12 protein-coding genes are annotated in these 17587 nt (G+C 52.5%); 1 reads left to right on the top strand and 11 read right to left on the bottom strand.

Going from position 1 to position 17587, the window contains the following annotated elements; all coding sequences use genetic code 11:
* Positions 1-41: 41 nt before the first annotated feature.
* From AC2TF6_RS12785 to AC2TF6_RS12770, 4 genes are all read right to left on the bottom strand, one after another.
* A complete protein-coding gene (locus AC2TF6_RS12785) occupies positions 42-1271 on the bottom strand; it encodes a cytochrome P450 family protein (RefSeq protein WP_491311331.1) in 1230 nt (409 codons plus the stop codon).
* Between the two features lie 78 nt (positions 1272-1349).
* On the bottom strand, positions 1350-1970 hold the full coding sequence (locus tag AC2TF6_RS12780; RefSeq protein ID WP_491311330.1) for a TetR/AcrR family transcriptional regulator: 621 nt from the start codon (positions 1968-1970) through the stop codon (positions 1350-1352).
* A gap of 746 nt (positions 1971-2716) precedes the next feature.
* Positions 2717-3595 (bottom strand): NAD-dependent epimerase/dehydratase family protein, encoded by an 879-nt coding sequence (locus AC2TF6_RS12775; protein WP_491311329.1) that lies wholly within the window; start codon positions 3593-3595, stop codon positions 2717-2719.
* A 102-nt stretch (positions 3596-3697) separates the two neighbouring features.
* The gene (locus tag AC2TF6_RS12770; protein ID WP_491311328.1) at positions 3698-4783 is read right to left on the bottom strand and encodes an AI-2E family transporter; all 1086 of its coding nucleotides are present in this window, start codon (positions 4781-4783) and stop codon (positions 3698-3700) included.
* A 194-nt stretch (positions 4784-4977) separates the two neighbouring features.
* Between AC2TF6_RS12770 and AC2TF6_RS12765 the strand changes: the two genes are divergently transcribed.
* Positions 4978-5886: a LysR substrate-binding domain-containing protein gene (locus AC2TF6_RS12765; RefSeq protein ID WP_491311327.1), complete on the top strand. Its 909-nt coding sequence runs from the start codon at positions 4978-4980 to the stop codon at positions 5884-5886.
* Here the strand turns inward: AC2TF6_RS12765 and AC2TF6_RS12760 are convergent.
* From AC2TF6_RS12760 to AC2TF6_RS12730, 7 genes are all read right to left on the bottom strand, one after another.
* Positions 5883-6872 carry an aldo/keto reductase family protein gene (locus AC2TF6_RS12760; protein ID WP_491311326.1) on the bottom strand — a complete coding sequence of 330 codons (990 nt, stop codon included), beginning with the start codon at positions 6870-6872 and terminating at the stop codon, positions 5883-5885. The two genes, AC2TF6_RS12765 and AC2TF6_RS12760, sit on opposite strands and share 4 nt — an antisense overlap.
* A gap of 176 nt (positions 6873-7048) precedes the next feature.
* Positions 7049-8230, bottom strand: coding sequence for a NupC/NupG family nucleoside CNT transporter (locus AC2TF6_RS12755; RefSeq protein WP_491311325.1), 1182 nt, complete (start codon positions 8228-8230; stop codon positions 7049-7051).
* Positions 8227-8940 carry a purine-nucleoside phosphorylase gene (deoD, locus tag AC2TF6_RS12750; RefSeq protein ID WP_491311324.1) on the bottom strand — a complete coding sequence of 238 codons (714 nt, stop codon included), beginning with the start codon at positions 8938-8940 and terminating at the stop codon, positions 8227-8229. The genes AC2TF6_RS12755 and deoD overlap by 4 nt, the downstream gene beginning before the upstream one ends.
* A gap of 129 nt (positions 8941-9069) precedes the next feature.
* The gene (locus AC2TF6_RS12745) at positions 9070-10509 is read right to left on the bottom strand and encodes an AcpB/EbpR/MafR family transcriptional regulator (protein ID WP_491311323.1); all 1440 of its coding nucleotides are present in this window, start codon (positions 10507-10509) and stop codon (positions 9070-9072) included.
* A gap of 229 nt (positions 10510-10738) precedes the next feature.
* Positions 10739-12472, bottom strand: a complete 1734-nt coding sequence (locus tag AC2TF6_RS12740; protein ID WP_491311322.1) for an ABC transporter ATP-binding protein — start codon at positions 12470-12472, stop codon at positions 10739-10741.
* Positions 12469-14253 (bottom strand): ABC transporter ATP-binding protein, encoded by a 1785-nt coding sequence (locus tag AC2TF6_RS12735; protein WP_491311321.1) that lies wholly within the window; start codon positions 14251-14253, stop codon positions 12469-12471. Before AC2TF6_RS12735 ends, AC2TF6_RS12740 begins: the two co-directional genes overlap by 4 nt.
* 31 nt (positions 14254-14284) lie before the next feature.
* Entirely contained in the window at positions 14285-17533 is a 3249-nt protein-coding gene (locus AC2TF6_RS12730; RefSeq protein ID WP_491311320.1) for a non-ribosomal peptide synthetase, read from the bottom strand.
* Positions 17534-17587: the final 54 nt, after the last annotated feature.

Raw genomic sequence — 17587 nt, 5'->3', positions numbered from 1 at the left:
GTCCGGCATGCGGGCGCCGCGCCCGGATCGGTGTCTAGTGGTTAGAAAAGAACAGGCAGGCTGGTGAGCGAGCGCAGCTTTCCGTAGTTATAAACCAGCCGCTCCGGTTCGACTGCCAGACGCAGGTCCGGCAGCCGCCGCAAAAGCGTGCCGAAAGCGATCTGCCCTTCCAAGCGGGCAAGCGGCGCGCCGAGGCAGTGGTGGATCCCTTTGCCGAAGGCGAGATGCTCATTCTCTTCGCGGGTGATATCAAGCGTATCCGCATCGGAAAACTTCTGCGGGTCCACATTGGCGGCGGCAAGCGACAGCAGCACAATCTCGCCTTGGCGGATGACTTTGCCGTGCATGGCGATGTCCTCTCCGGCAAATCGGCTCGTGATGACAATGGGCCCCTCCATGCGCAGCATCTCTTCTACGGCACTCGGAAGAAGAGATGGAGTTTCCCGGAGCAGCCGCATTTGTCCGGGGTGCCGCAGCAGCGCGAGTATGCCGTTGCCGATCAGGTTGACCGTCGTTTCATGTCCGGCAACGATTAGCAGCCAGATCGTCGAGAGAAGCTCGTTCTCGCTCAGCTTGTCGCCCTGCTCGTAAGCCTGGACAAGGCCGCTCGTCACATCCGTGCCGGGATTGCGGCGTTTTTCGTCCAGCAGCACCCGGATGTACCCGATAAACTCTTCAAGCGCCTCTTCCACCGCGGAACCTTGGCTTGGGTCCACTGCGACTTGCAGGAGCTTCTGAGTCCAGCCCCGGAAAAGGCTGCGGTCGGCCGCCGGAATCCCCAGTATCTCCGAAATGACGATAATGGGCAACGGATAAGCGAAATCCGCGACAAGATCCATCCGGCCCCGCTCTTGGACGGCATCCAGAAGCTCGTCGGCGATCTGCTGGATGCGCGGACGCAGGCCCTCGATCATCTGGGGCGTAAAAGCTTTCGAAGCTAGCCTGCGCAGCCGGGTATGATCGGGCGGGTCAACCGAAAGCATATTCGGCATGTTCCTCAACCATTCAAGCAGTTTGCCCACATACGTGCTTGCCCCCGCTGCTTCCGGCTCGTTCTGCGGCACGTATTTCCTCATATCCTTGACCAACCGAGGATCTTTCAGCATCGCGGCCACATCATCGTGACGAAAAGCGATCCAGGCCCCTCCCATCCCGTAAAAATCGTCCAGACGGATAAGAGACTCCTTCTGCGCGGCCAGCCGCTTATAGAACGAAATGATATCACGCATCGTTTCGGGCGAATTAAGATCGCCGCCAGTCATTTTTTCCATGGATTTACTCCCTTCTTTAAAAGCGAATAAGCGGAAAAACGGCAAACGTTTATGCGGGAAATAGCGTGCTGCAGCCTTTTAAACGTGATCCTGCGCGATTCCTTGACGGATCATTACGCAGAACTCATTCATTTTCGTGAACATGTTTTCGATATAATCGTCGCCGATGGCGCTAAGATCCGTGACCTCCGCTACGAACTTATTCTCGAAATGCTCCAGGGTAATCACAATCAGCTCAAAAGCGTGCTTGCGGTCCACTCCGTTCCGAAGGGGCACTTTGTCAAATAACCGCTCCCACACCTCATACTTGGAAGCAAGCACATGCCCGTATTTCTTGGCAATGTCCTCTTTCAGCTCTTCCGGGGTCGAATAATAAACCTCGTAGATCAATTTGATTTCGTCCGGATGCTTGCGGAAATAATCGAGTTTTTTGCGGCTGTACGCATCAATCGCTTCAAAAAAATCCCGGTAGTCCGGAATGGTGTCCACCCGGAGTTCTTCCCTCGCCTTCTCGAAGCAGTGATCCAGCAAGCTGAGATACAGCGTTTTTTTGCTTTTGAAATGGTGAAAAATCAGTGCCTTGGAAATTCCGGCCGCCTCCGCCAGCATTCCGGTCGAAGTGTCTTTATACCCGTTCCGCGCGAAAACGGTAAGACAGGCTTCGAAAATCTCTTTTCTTTCGTAAAGTTGTAAAGGCAACCGGAATCTTCCTTCCCTTATGCTAACCGATCGGTTAATAAAAGTGTAACGGATGCTGACCGGTTAGTCAATATAGAGATCGAGGCGATCCGAATCTCTGAGCACTCATTCGTTAACCCCTTAACTATCCAATGTATGAATACTATGGTAAATTTAACCTGACGGGTTTAAGGAGGATTTATTTTATGTAACTGAACCATACGGCGTTTATTTTTATTTGGTTAGTCGGGGCAGGGATTGTCTTTTACGGAATCGGAAAGCTCGAACTGTTTCTGGATTACAAACGTGCAAACTCCGTTTACTCAAACATTTTCGTGCTGGATAGTTTCAAAATTTTGTTGTACATGCTGACGGGTATTTATAGCGGTACGCTGTTCATGACGAGCAAACTGACTGTTCATCGGGCTTTGTTTTTAACGATATTTATTCTTTTTTTGCTTTTAAGTTTTTATCCGCTCCTGATATTTGCCGTACCTTTGCCGATGATGGATTTCCTTTTACTTCACTATCAAAAATTCGCGTTCATAGCTGGTTTAAGCTTGTTTATGTCGCTTTATAAATTCAGGACAAAATCCCCGTCCCGCCCACAGTCGGCAGGTGAACCCGCGAATGACCGGGCCGCAGGCTTCCGGGACTGACCACAGCGCCTGACTTTAGACCATAAAAAAGACACGCCCTCTTATAAGAGCGTGCCTTTTTTTGTCCGTAAATTCAGAACCTAGCCGATTCAGCCCGCTGCTTCCCTTTTAGCTTTCCCCGGCAAGCTTGCGGATCAAGCCCGGCAGCCAGTCATCCAGATGACGGAACGTATAGCCGGCTGCTTCGGCTTTGGACGTGTCCATATACCAGGACTCCGGTACGCCGAACGGGGACATGTGCTCTTCTTCCGTTTTGTCCGTAACGTGCGCTTCCTTGTTCAAGGCCTCCCCGATAAGGGAGACGATTTCACCCGGCGTAATCTCTCCTTTGGAGCAGGCGTTCACGGGTCCTTCCAGCGCAGATGTGCCGAGCCAGCCCAGGAAAGAAGCCGCCTCATCCGAGTCGATGAACGTCAGAAGCGCCTCGCGGTTCGGGATACCGAGCGGAAGTCCCTGCTTGATATGCTCGATATGAAAATGCAGCCTGCGCGTATAATCATCCGGGCCCAGGACGATCGGGAACCGTACGGCCGCTGCCGGAAAAGGCGCTTTGCGGAACAAAACGGCTTCAACGAGCCGTTTGCCTTCCGCGTAATCCGGTTGGTCCGGGTAAACGGACGGCAGCGGATAGCCGTAAGGATCGAAATCGCTCTCTTTTTTGCGGGGGCCTCCGAACGGGTAGACGCTTTTCGATGAAGTCACGATGTACCGGCCGATGCGACCGGCAAACAACTGCACCGCATGTTCCGCATCTTGAGGCGTGTAACAAATATTGTCGTAGACCACGTCGTAATCCGCAGATCCGATCGCCTGACGCAGAGCAGCCGTATCCGTGCGGTCGGCATGAAGCCTTTTGACACCCGGACCGAACGAATCGGCAGCGTTGCCTCTCGTAAGGATGGTTACATCCGCCCCGCTGCGGAGCAAGTTCGCGGTCAGCTTTTTACCGAAAAAGCGTGTTCCGCCCAAAATAAGCACGTTTTGCATAGTCGATCCCCTCCTCTCGTAAATTTTACCATCTTCTTTCCCCAAACCCCAAAAAGAAAAAGACTGCCTGGCGGCAGCCCTTTATTCAAGCAAGCAAACCTCTTATTCCACGAGCTCCTCCACTTTCTCCGCCAAAAACAGCGAATAAATGCGCACGATAATGATTTTCAGCACAATGTAGGCGGGAATTGCCAGAATGACGCCCAGTATCCCCGCAATATCCCCGGCAACCAGAAGCAGAATGACGGTCGTCAGCGGATGGATATCGAGTCTTTTCCCATAAATGTGAGGAGACAGCAGATTTCCTTCGATTTGCTGCGCGATAACCGTCACCACAAGCACCCAGGCGACCATGGCGGGTGAAACGGTAAAAGCGACAATAATCGTCGGGATAGCGCCCAGAATGGGCCCGATATACGGAATGATATTCAAGATCGTAGCCGCAATGGCCAGCAGAAGCGAGTACGGAAGATCAATGATCAGAAACCCAATGTACAGTATGACGCCGAGCAAACTGGTAATGATGACGCGGCCCACGATAAACCCGCTAAGCGCAGAGTCGATGTTAGCGAGCACCTCTTTACCGTCCTTGCGGTAGCGTCTTGGAACGACGGTCAGAATCGAGGACGGGATATGCTCGCTCTCTTTCAGCATGTAATACAGAATGATCGGAACCGTCGCAATAATGATCACGAAATTCGTCAAGATCGAAATCACATTGGACACATAGTCGGAAGCCGCCGTAATCCCCCTGTTCAAGTATTCCGAAAGCTTCGTCGACAGATCCGATTCGCTTCCCTCGAACATGGAGAACATCCGGTTCTGCTGCAGCCTGCCTATCTGCTGTTTAAAATTCTCGATCAGTCCCGGAACCCCGTTCACGAAGTTTTCCACCTGATGCTGAAGCGTCGGCCACACGCCGATAACAAAAACGATGACAATCGCACTCAGCACAAAATAAACCAGTAGAATGGACAAAACTTTGTTCAGTTTGCGGGACGTTAAATACTGGATCACGGGGCGGAGCAGATAATAGAAAAAGCCCGCCATCATAAACGGAACGATCAAAATATTGATCATCGTGATCAAGGGGTTGAACACAAAGCTGATTTTACTGAAAAGCAGAATAATCAGAAGCACGGAGATAATTCCCAGACATACGCGGAAAAAACGGCTCTGAAGGTACATGTTCATCTCCCCCTTTCCTTTTGTACGGCAAGCGCCGAATTACGTTATGCCATACATTACCCGGATCGGAGGAAACTCAATACAAGAAAAAATACAGACCCAGACTCGGAATTTTGCCGCCGCGTCAGGCCTGTGATAAAGTGAATTTGCAGAGGAAAGCAACTATTTTTGCTTGCGGGAGGAAATTCGATTTTATGGATTTGAAAAAACTGCATTATTTTATCGCAGTGGCGGAAGAGCTTCACTTCAACCGGGCTGCGAAAAAATTGAATATGACTCAGCCTCCGTTAAGCCAGCAAATCCAAGTCCTGGAGGAGGAACTCGGGGTAAAGCTGTTCGAGCGTACCAAAAGACAGGTTCGGTTGACTCCTGCAGGAACCGTGTTTTTAGAAGAGTCAAGAAGCCTAGTCGCTCAACTGGAACAGTCCATCAAAAAAACACAGCTCACCGGACAAGGCAAAATCGGAAATTTATCCATCGCATTCGTGGATTCGGCAGTCGGCGGCACCATGGTCGATGTTTTAAAAGCGTTTCGCAAACGGTTTCCGGATGTTCAGCTTACGCTGACGGAAATGACAACCGCCCAACAGCTGCAAGCTCTGCACGATGCCAAAATCGATGTCGGCTTCCTGCGCTCGGCTGACCCGTCCCCGCATGTAATCTCAAGGCTTTACGCAAATGAATCCCTGCTTGCCGTAATACCCGTCACGCACCGGTTAGCTAAACAGGAGTCTTTGTCCGTACATTCTCTGGCAGATGAACCTTTTATTTTGTTCCCGCGCGATAAAGGAGCTTCTTTTCATGACCTGATTCTTGATTTTTGCGGGAAGCATGGGTTTCAGCCCCGTATTGTCCAGGAAGCGGTTCAAATGTATACGATCGTTAATCTGGTAGCTGCCGGGATAGGGGTTTCAATCGTTCCCTCTTCTGTATCCGCCTTCCGGCGAGAGGATGTCGTCTTCCGCTCCTTTAGTGAAATAGCGCCGTCCGTTCCTCTTTATGCTTCTTGGAAAACAGACAGAAACGAAATTGTTCTGATGAATTTTCTGGACGTCCTGGAAGAAAAAACAGCCGGCGAGGCTTCCCGGACTTCCCATCGTTAGCCGGTTTTACTCGGATCAAATTCCGCAATGCCGCTCAGAATAAGGTCGATTTGCCTCATGACCTCCGCATCCAGCCGGACTCCCGCCGCCTTAACATTTTCTTGTACCTGCTCGGGCTTCGAGGCGCCGATAATAGCCGACGATACTTGCGGGTTTTGCAAAACCCAGGCCAGCGCAAGCTGCGGCATGGTCAAACCGGATTCTTCCGCGAGCGGACGGAGCCGACCGACGGCCTGGAGAACTTCTTGATGCAGCCACTGTCCGGCCAAACGATCGAAAAACGGGGCACCCGCTTCCGCTGAAGCGCGGGAACCTTCCGGCACCGGCTTGCCGGCCGCATATTTACCCGAAAGAATCCCCTGCGCAAGCGGCGACCACACCACCTGTCCGATTCCTTCACGCTCGCAAGCCGGGATAACTTCGCCTTCAATCACACGCCACAGCATGGAATATTGAGGTTGACTCGCCACGAAAGGAACATGCAGTTCTCTTGCCAGAGCCGCACCGCGCCTGATCTGTTCCGCAGTCCACTCGCTGACTCCGATATATAGAACTTTCCCCTGACGGACGAGGTCCGAAAACGCTAAAAAGGTTTCTTCGAGCGATACGTCCGAATCGAAACGGTGTGCGTAATACACATCGATATAATCCGTTTGCAATCTGCGCAGAGAAGCGTCGCACCCTTCCAGGATATGTTTGCGGGACAATCCTCTATCGTTGGGCCCGCTGCCCGTGGGATGGAAGACTTTCGTGCAAAGCTCTATGCTGTCACGCCGTATCCCCTTAAGAGACACTCCCAGAACGGATTCCGCTCTCGTCTCCGAATAAACATCCGCCGTGTCGAAAGTCGTGATCCCGGCATCCAATGCGGCATTCACACAGGCTTGCGCCGTGCGGTCATCCACTTGAGCCCCGTGTGTGATCCAATTCCCAAGAGCCATTTCACTAACCGACAAGCCGCTTTTGCCCAGTTTCCTGTATTTCATTTTTCTTTCCTCCCTTCCGTTTGAAACCGATTATAACAAGCCCCTCTTAATATTAAAAATATATAATAACCGATAGTTTAATATGTTTTTCGTATTTGTTGAGCTCCCTAATAAAAAGGCTGACCGCCCGGTTCCCTCTTCTTTTGACCGGACTACATCTTGATCAGGCGGCTCTATCAGAATACGATACTTATGATCGTCGCCGACAGAAAGCTCACGAGAGCCGCTCCGTATAGGAGCTTCAGCCCAAATCCGGCCACTACGTTGCCCTGCTTCTCGTTCAGCCCTTTAACAGCGCCGACGATCGTACCGATCGATCCGAAGTTAGCGAACGAGATCAGGAATACGGACACGATTGCCCGGGTACGTTCACTGAAATCGTTTTGGATTTTCACAAAATCAAGCATAGCCACGAACTCGTTCGCCACAATTTTGGTAGCCATGACACTTCCCGCTTTTACGGCCTCCTGCCAAGGGACACCTAAGAGGAAAGCGAACGGGGCGAGAACATACCCGAGTATATTTTGAAATGAAATTCCGAATATACTGCTGAAAATGCCGTTAATCATGGCGATGAGAGCAACAAACCCGACCAGCATGGCGCCGACGATTACGACAACTTTGAAGCCGTCCATAATATACTCGCCAAGCATCTCAAAGAACGTCTGTTTCGACTCCTCCCGGACTTCCAAAAGATCTTCTTCCGGCTTCACCTCGTACGGATTGATGATCGATGCGATAATAAACCCGCCCAGAAGATTCAGCACCAATGCGGCCACCACATATTCCGGCTTCAACATCGTCATGTAGGAACCGACAATCGACATGGATACCGTCGACATCGCTGATGCGCACAACGTATAGAGACGGTTTCTCGGCAGCAGCCCGATCTGCTTTTTGATAGAGATAAAGACTTCGTTCTGTCCCAGGATCGCGGAAGCGACCGCATTGTAAGATTCCAGTTTTCCCATGCCGTTCACTTTACTCAAGGCAAGCCCGATGTATTTGATAATAAAAGGCAATATCTTGTAATACTGCAAGATTCCGATCAGAACGGACATGAACACAATAGGCATCAAGACGTGGAGGAAAAACGAGTGAATCCCTTCGTTTGCGATTCCGCCGAACACAAAATTCGTTCCTTCGTTGGCAAAGCCGAGCAGCTTGGCAAACCCGTCCGCGAATCCTTTTACCAGAAATTCTCCTACGCCTGTTTTAAGCAAAACCATGCCTAAAATGATTTGCAGAGCAATCATCACAAGGACCGGACGGTACTTGATGTTTTTCTTGTCCCAACTGACAAGCCACGCAAGCGACAAAATGACGATAAGACCGATCAGAGCCAGCGCATATTTCATACGGCATCCTGAGTGATCGTCTGCAGGGCGACTTCGGCCATCTGATTGAAAGATTGCTCGCTGTCTTTGTGCGCGGAACGTTCGTTTGTAAGAAGCTGACTGCCCACCGTCAAAATACTCAACGCTTTAACACCGTATTTGGCGGCAAGCGTATAAAGCGCAGTGCTTTCCATCTCGACGGCGAGAACACCGAACTCCATAAAGGTATGCAGCCTGTCCAGGGTTTGGCGGTAAAATTCATCGGAATTATATACATTCCCGACAAATACGTTGGCGCCGCTCCGCTTTGCACCTTCATACGCCTGCGTCAGCATGCCGAAATCGGCCGTGGGAGCGTAACTGCAGCCGTGAAAAATTTTGTCCGTCATGTTGCTGTCCGTCGAGACCGCCTGGGCCAGCACAAGATCGCGGATCCGGATATTTTTTTGCATCGCGCCGCAAGTACCTATCCGGATCAGTTTTTTAGCTCCGTAATCCCGGATTAACTCCGTCACGTAAATACTCATCGAAGGATTGCCCATGCCGGTACCTTGAACCGAAACGGGAACCCCTTTATAAAACCCGGTATAGCCGTACATCCCTCTCACTTCGTTATAGCAGCGCACATCGTTCAGAAAATGCTCGGCAACGAATTTAGCGCGCAGCGGATCTCCCGGCAGCAGGACGCGTTCGGCGATTTCTCCGGGTTTGGCTTCCAAGTGGATACTCATGTTGTGTTTCCTCCTCGATTGTCGTGGATCGGCGGTTCGCAACCGCTTTCAACCACAGCATAAAAGAATCCGGGGCCGGAAACTAGACACATATAAGCCGTTGAATACGGAACAATCGGGACCAAGCGTTTACTCAAGCAGTTCTTTGCGAATGTTTTCCAGGTCTCTTTTCGTCGGTATGGCGGAAATAATCACAGCGGGCACGGTTTTCAGCGTAACAGGCATCGTGCTTATAATAAAATCAATCTCCCGCTCACGGACGGTCTCATCGCTTAGTTCATGCAAGATGGAAGTTTCGATCGTCAACTCGTCGCCAATCTCTCTTTTAATCCGGTTGGCCACATAATGACGGACGGAAAATTCTTCACCGATAATGAGAAAAGCCTTTTTGCTTTTATACCGGACATTGGAGCTGACGATAAAACCGAGCTTGACGAGATGGTACGAGCTGACCGATACGGCGGGGTATTCACGGCTCCACCGGTTTATACACTCCGTTACCCCTTCGTAAATAAGAGGCTCTTCCTGGCGCATGTAGGCGATCAGCCGGCTTTTCGATACCGCCATCAGTTCGGGAATGGCATTATCGATCATCAGCTTCTCGAAAAACTCGCACATTTCCATTACAAACCGGTGGCCGGCACCTAACGAAGGGAAGGTTTCCCTGAGCAAGGGTATAAGTTTGTTAATCATCTGGTATTTGGGCTCATCGTTCCTATGGAGAGCCTCTTCCTGCTCCAAGGCCATTTCCCTTTCGTTCCGGTAATGATATTGACTCAGGCTGCATAACGACTGCAGAAAATAAATTTCTTCCCCGGCCATGTCCAGGCCGTATTCTTGTCCAAGCTTTCCGGCTAAACGGCGGACGGATTCATAGAAAGCGCCGCTTTTCCAATCGTAAAGCTCCCGGCTTACCGAAACGGAATGTCCCTGCCGGATTCTCTCCAGCGTAACGGCAATCAGGAAAATCAGGCTCCGCTTGGAATTCAGAAAATAAACGATTCCTTGTTCCTCTTCCAATTCCGATATCCATTCCTGAATTTGCTCAAAATCAACCTCTGTGAACGGCCAGCCTGTATAAGGATGTGAATCGGAAAATAATTTCCAGTAAAAATACCGGATGTGTATCTCATTTCCTTTAAGCGCCGGAGAAGAATAAGCGAGCCGCAGGCAGGACGGCTGCAGATCTTCCCGATTCAGTTGAATAATGAATTTTTTAAACGACGAAGCGCTCATATAAAGGAACTCCGCAAGCTCCTCGGCGGAAGCCTGACCTCCGTAGGTGAACAACCTGTGCATGAGGCGGTAATAAGAGGTCTGCCTGAACTGCTCCACAAGGACTTCCCGTATAGTCGGCCCGTGACGTTCGCGGCGGAAGAAGATGCCCTTGCCTCTGGAAACTTCGATACTCATTGTGCCCGGCATAAGCGCCGTTATCTCCTCCACCAATTTCCGGACGGACTTGTCCGATATGCCCAGCTCCCTTTCGGCCTCCCCGAAAGTAAACCACCGCTCTTCGGAATCCAGCAGCTCGATCAGCGCTTTCATCAACTTAAAATCCTTGTTCATTTCATCACCTTCCAGACCCGGTATCGCACGATTTTCGTACCCTCATTATACCGGTATGGAGCGGATTATCCATGCTTTCAGTCCGGATCAGCGTATACGTAACAATGACTCTTCAACAGTTGTTCCCTTCCGCACGCAAAATAACCGCAGTCCGGTTAACCGGACTGCGGTTAGGATATTCTGCCCTGCGCGGGCATAGGGACACAACTTTCTGCCAGGTCCGGGTCTGTCAGCCGTACAGCCTCGCGTAATCGCCGCCCTTAGCCAGCAAATCCCGGTGCGTTCCCCGCTCCACAACCGTGCCCTGGTTCATCACGGTAATGGAATCCGCCTTCTCCACGGTGCTTAGGCGGTGGGCGATCAGAATCGTCGTCCGCCCTTTCATCAGCTCGTTCAGAGCCTGCTGCACCCAGTGCTCCGACTCGTTGTCGAGTGCGGACGTCGCTTCGTCCAGGAGCAGAATCGGAGCATTTTTCAGGATGGCTCTGGCAATCGCGATACGCTGTCTTTGTCCGCCGGACAAAGACGCTCCCCGCTCCCCTGCCTGGGTTTGATACCCGCCGGGCAGCTCCTCGATAAAATGATGGGCATACGCGGCCTTGGCCGCCTCGATCACGTCGTCCGCCGTCGCTTGCGGGTTGCCGTAACGGATGTTCTCCTCGATCGTTCCGCTGAACAGAAACGGCTCCTGCGGCACATAAGCGATCTGCCCGCGAATTTCGTCCAGCGTATAGCTGCCGAAGAGTTTGCCTCCGAGCAAAATTTCCCCGCTGTCCACGGGATAGAAGCCGAGCAGCAGCTTGATCAGCGTGCTTTTGCCGCTCCCGCTTGCGCCCACGATAGCCGCGACCTGTCCCGGATATACCTGCATGGACATCCGGCACAGCACTTTTTTGTCCGCCTGGTACGAAAATTCCACGTCCCGGAACTCCACCATCGCCTCCGAGGACCTCTTAGGATCGGGCAATCCCAACCTTTCCGGCTCTTCTTCCTCCGATAAAATTTCCTCAATCCGGTGGGCGCCGGCTAACGAATTTTGCGCCATAGACAGCACCGTCCCGAAATTCATAATCGCATGGGTCAGGTTGATCTGGAGAACGGCAAGCGCCGCAACGCTTCCCATCCCGATCAGCCCGTAAGCATACAGCAGACTTCCGATGACGATAATTCCGCAGAACGTGACATAGCTGACAAAATGGTTGACGGCGGCCTGCAGCCCGTTCTTCCTTGCGGTTTGCTCGGCAAGCCGGGTCACTTCTTCGTTCAGGCTCCGGTACTGGGAATAAACCGGACGGATATGAAACAATTTCACGAGTTGAATGCCTCCGATAAAGTCTTTAAACTTTTCGGTCATCCGGGCTAAAGTTTGCAGCGACTTCTCGGAAAGGACACGGATTTGCCGGGCAAACCGGGCGCTGATCGAGAAAGAAACAAGCAGAACGAGCAGCGAAACGGAGGCGAATCTCCAGTCGATCAGCACCATCGAAATGATGGAGCCGACACTGAACACCACTTGCAGCAGCAGCATGAAATAAATGCTGGAAAAGGTGAGTTCCACCGCGGCCACATCGTTATTTACCCGCGACATCAGATCTCCGTGGTGCGTCTGTTCCAGATATTTCGGCCGGAGCCGGCAAAATTTCCGGTAAAGGCGCTCACGCACGTCCACAATCGTAAATTCGACACTGCGCTGATACAAATACGTAAACCAGGGGGAAATGACATTTTCCAGAAGCAAAGCCCCCGCAAGGATGTAGAAAGCCCGGTACATCAGGGCCGAATCGCGGTAATCGGCAAAGTTGACCAGATTTTGGACAACCAGGCTGAAGGAAACGAGAAACAGCGTCTGGTTGACCGCCGTAATACCGAGACCTGTGTAGTACTGAATTTTGCGTCTGCGGCTCATGAATCTCATTAAGTACACGAGTTCTTTCACCTGTGAGATTAACCCGCCGCCCTTCATGTATAGACCACCTCCTTGCTTTCCGCAAGACCGGTAAACTCCTGGAGGAACGATTGAGCGTACAGCCCTTTCTTCTCCAGAAGCTGCGTATGAGTCCCGGCTTCCACAAGCCTTCCCTGCTCCAGAACCCAAATTTCATCCGCATTCTGAACGGTAGACAGCCGGTGGGCGATGACGATTGTCGTTCTTTCTCTCATAAGAACTTGCAAGGCTTCCTGCACAGCGCCCTCGGATTCCGGATCCAACGCGGATGTAGGCTCATCGAGCAGCAGAATGGGAGCATTCTTGAGAAGCGCCCGGGCAATGGCGATCCGCTGACGCTGGCCCCCGGAAAGAAAGCCGCCCCGTTCCCCGACATTCGTCTGATACCCCTCGGGCAGACTCATGATAAACGCGTGCGCTTGCGCCGATTTTGCAGCCGCGATCACTTCGTCCATGGACGCGTCTTGCCGGCCGTAGGCGATATTGTCGGCCACAGTACCGCTGAACAAGTACGACTCCTGGGTCACAACGGAAAAATGGGAACGCAGCTGCTCTGGGTTGCTGCCGTTTACCTGCTGACCGAATACACAGATGTTTCCCTGCCCGTCCTCCAGCGGGTAAAAACCGCACAGCAGCTTGAAAACCGTACTCTTGCCTCCGCCGCTCGCGCCCACCAAGGCGATTGTCTTTCCTTCCGGTACCGTGAAACTCAAGTTCTGAAGAATGGGAGATCCGGTTTCATAAGAAAATGAGACGTTCCGGAACTCGACCGGCGGGGAGGCGGTTTTTGTAATCGCGTGCCCCTCCTGATTTTCCGCAGGCTGTTCCAAAATATCGGAAACCCGCTTTAAAGCGCCGGACATCTCGAACGTACGCGTGATAAGCTCAGGAATATGATCCAGCGGCTCCAAACACAGATTCAGCAAATAAAGAAACGCGATCAATTCTCCGGTGCCGAGCTCCCCTTTGGAAATCAGATAACTTCCGTAGCTTACGGCAAAAATGATCGGGCTGAGCATCAGCGTGGACAGGAGGGGGTTGACCCACGATTCCCTTTTTTTCACGGCCAGTTTTTTCTGAGCCGTCAGAAGCAGAAGTGACTGATAGGAGCGGAACAGCAGCCCCGACAGCAAGTAACTCTTCACCACCGGCATACCGCCAAGCGTATCCTGCAGGTTCATATTCATCCGTCCCATGTTTGCCTGAGCCTCTTCCGTCAGCTGCTGAAGCTGCTTGCCGATCCAGTGCGACACAAGCAGCGAGACGGGAAAAAGCAGCAGACTGTACATCATCAGCTCCCATTGAATCCAGATTAGATAAGTGAAACAGCCCACGAACAGCAGCGGATGATAAAACCACTGGGCCAAATCCCGGCTCATAAATTGATGAATAAGCTGAAGATCGCTGCTGATCCGGGATAGAATATCGCCGGAATGCTGTTTTTCCACATAATGAATAGGCAATTTGCCGATATGGTTCATCACATGGTTGCGGATATCTCTCACAGCCAACGCGCTGCTCTTCTCAACCCCGTAGATCATCAAGTATTTCGCGGGCACTCCGATCAGAATGACGAAAAAAACGGTACACACGATTTCGATGACAACCGGCCCCGCTCCGTTCTCGGCCTGAGATGTCAGCTGTTCGATCAAACTGCCCGTCCACACTTCGATGATGGCTGCCGCAATCGCCGATACGGTACCTGCGATCATCCAGCCTCTGTGACGGTTTATAAACGTTAATAACCAGCGGAATGCTTTCCATGCAGCGTATACGCGTTTGCTTTTTTGTGCCGCCATTGGGTCCCCCTTCCCGGCGATGGACCGGCCGTCAGCTTCCATGCAGCACCTTCGATGATGCTCCGTTTCGCCGAGCGATTTCCTCCAGAATCCGGAGGATGACTTTGGCCGTCCCGTCCAGGCATTCCAGCTCAAGCAGCTTCTCGTGCGCGCCCGCAAGCTTGTACTCCGTGTAGGTACCTTGAGCCGCTCCGCGCCATGACGGCAGACCGTGCTCCAGACGGAAAGCATCGCTGTCTTCGGCGATCAGCTCATGGATACTCCCTTCGACCGCTCCCCTGTTTATGAGCTGCGCTTCATACATCAAAGTTGCGCGCACCTTGATGCTGACCCGTTCGCGGATGAGGGGGTTCGCCATCATTTCTTTTTCCGTATCCGACAAATCCTCCAGTATTTCCTGCCATTCGCTTTCAGTCGTCTCTGCGGGCGTCAAAGTCTCCTTAATCCAGGAATCCACCATGATCAAGTCCGAGACGCGATAGCCTCTCTTCTCCATTCTTTGAGCGACTTCGAACATCAAATTCCCGCCGAAACAGTAGCCGAGCAGCACGTAAGGAGCTTCCTCCTGAATGCGCACGATTTCGTCGACATAGTCGTCCAGCATCGCTTCATAGCTTTCCGAATCTTCAATGAAATCGGTCCCGTACAAGACGAAACGGTCGTTCAATAGGTTCGCAAGTTCCCGGTACCCGATGCCGAATCCGCTTCCCGGCGGAAAGCAAAATACATTCAAGGCTCCGTTTTTATTGAGCTTGATAAACGATTGGCCCTTCTCCAAGCCCGTTTCTCCGCTCCCGAACGCCATCGCTTCCACGGTGAGATTCTTGAACTGCTGGTTCAGCGGCACTTCGATTCCGGTTTCGTCATAGACCGCCTGAATCAAACGCATGAGGCTCAGAGAGCTCCCTCCCAGATCGAAGAAATTGTCTTTCACGCCGACCCTCCGGAGACCGAGCACGTCTTTCCAGATTTGGGCTATCTTCACTTCCATCAGCGTGCGGGGCGCGATATATTCCGCTGATTGCTCCACGCTCTCTTCCGGTGCGGGCAGCGCCTTCCGGTCGATTTTGCCGTTCGGCGTCAGCGGCATCCGGACCAGCTGCACGAAGTGCGCCGGGATCATGTACCCCGGCAGCTCTTTAGCCAGCGCTTCCTTCAGCCCGGAGGCCGTCAGCTTCGATTGCGCCACGAAGTAAGCGCACAACTGCTGACCGTCCGCCTCCTCCCGGGCGATGACGATCGCTTCTTGTACGGACGGTACTTTCAGAAGCTGCTCCTCGATTTCGCCGGTCTCGATCCGGTAACCTCGGACTTTCACCTGATGGTCGATCCGGCCCCTGTATTCGATGTTCCCGTCCGGCAGCCACCTAGCCAGGTCTCCGGTCCGGTACATCCGCTCGCCCGGCGAAAAAGGATTGTCCACGAACTTCTCGGCCGTCAGTTCGGGACGGTTCAAATACCCTCTCGCCAAGCCAGCGCCCGCGATGCACAGCTCTCCTTCTACTCCCGCCGGCACAAGCTGCAGACGGTCGTCCAGAATGTAAATCCGGTGATTCTGAATCGGCCGGCCGATCGGGACCGATTTTAGTCCGATATCGTCGGTGCGGGCAGTCCAAACCGAGGTAACGATCGAAGCTTCCGTCGGACCGTAGGCGTTGAAATACCGCACTTTGTCTTTCCATTGCTGCACGAATTCGGCAGATACGGCCGAGCCCCCGGTAATCAGCTTTTGCAGCCCCGGCATATGATCCGGGTTTAAATAGGCCGCATACGTCGGTGGCAGGATGGCGGCCGTAATTCCGTTTTCGTGCATGAAACGCTCGAACGACCGGTTGTCCAGAATGGTCTCGGCTGTGGGAATGTAGAGAGCGGCCCCGAAAAACAGCGCCTTGAACACTTCCCAGCACGACGCGTCGAACGACAGGCTCGCGAACTGGACGACTCTGTCCGTTTCAGTGATGCCGAGCGTATCCCCGAACATGTGCTTCAAGCTGACCAGTCCGTGGTGTTCCAGCATCACGCCCTTCGGTTTCCCCGTAGTGCCGGACGTATAGATAACGTAGGCCAGATGGTCTGGCCCGTTAATCGGCTCCAGATTGGTGCCGTCGGCACTGTAAGAGCTCTCGTCGTCGAGCGCCAGTACAGTTCCCGCATACGGGACCTTGTCCAGCAGCCGCCGCTGAGTCAGCAGCAGCTTCGCACCCGAATCTTCCAGCAGATAGCGGATGCGCTCCTCGGGATACTCGGGATCGATCGGCACATATGCGCCGCCGGCTTTCAAAACCGCCAAAATGCCGACCACCATTTCCAGCGAGCGTCCGGCCATCAAGCCGACAAGCTGATCCGGCTTCACACCGGCCGCACGCAGCGTACGCGCCAACCGGTTCGCCCGCTCGTTCAGCTCCCGGTAAGTAAGGCGTTCCTGTTCGAAAACCACCGCTGTCGCATCCGGAACGCGGGCAGCCTGCTCCTCGATCAGCCCATGAATCGTCTGCTCCCGTTCATAGTGCGTTTCCGTGTTATTAAAATCAACAAGCAGCTGCTGCTTTTCGTAAGGCGAGAGCATATCCGCGCCACCGAGTTCAAGATCCGGCTGAACTAACAGGACGGACAAAAGCTGCACGAGATGCCCGGCGGCTTTTTCAATAAAATCGCAGGTATAGCGCCCGCTGTTAAAACTCACGTTCATCCCTATAGAGTTTTCATTCGAATCGAATTGAAAAACGGTATCCGCAGCGGCTTTTGCTTGAATATTCGCTTTATGGATGTTTTTGTAGGTAACAATCGTATTCAGAATAGGGGTCCCTTCGGGAGTAGTTTCGATATTCAGGGAACCCGTCATTTTCCGGAACGGAAGATGCTGATTTTCCAGCGCTTCGCCGATCGCCAGCTTAACTTGACCAAGCAGGGATTTGAACGTGCTTTGACGGTTTATGTACGTTTTAATCAGGAGAAAATCGTGGATCGCCGGTTCGTTTCCGAGGTCTGTTTCCGCCGGAATCCCGACGAGCACGTTGTCCCGTTTAGCGTAAGTGTGGAGCAGGCAGTTTACTCCCGCCAGCACGATCATAAAAACTGCCAAATCCGAACCGTTGGCAAGTCGGAGAATTCTTTCGGACAGCGCGGGCGGCAGCCTGAGGCTGACCACGTCCGGACTCCCTTCTGAAATCGGGCGGGCTAAGGCTTTGGGGGATAGATTGTAAGGAAGAAAGGTCAAGCTGTCATCGGCATTGAACTTTTCTTTCCAATACATTTCTTCCTTTTCAAACAACGATTTCATGCGTACCTCCCCTAAAATGATATCGGCTCATACCCGGAGTGCATGCCCTCGTTT

The organism is Paenibacillus sp. JNUCC 35, from assembly GCF_058269095.1.
The sequence above is the reverse complement of the archived record's forward strand: the minus strand, read 5'-3'. Positions and strand labels throughout refer to the sequence as shown.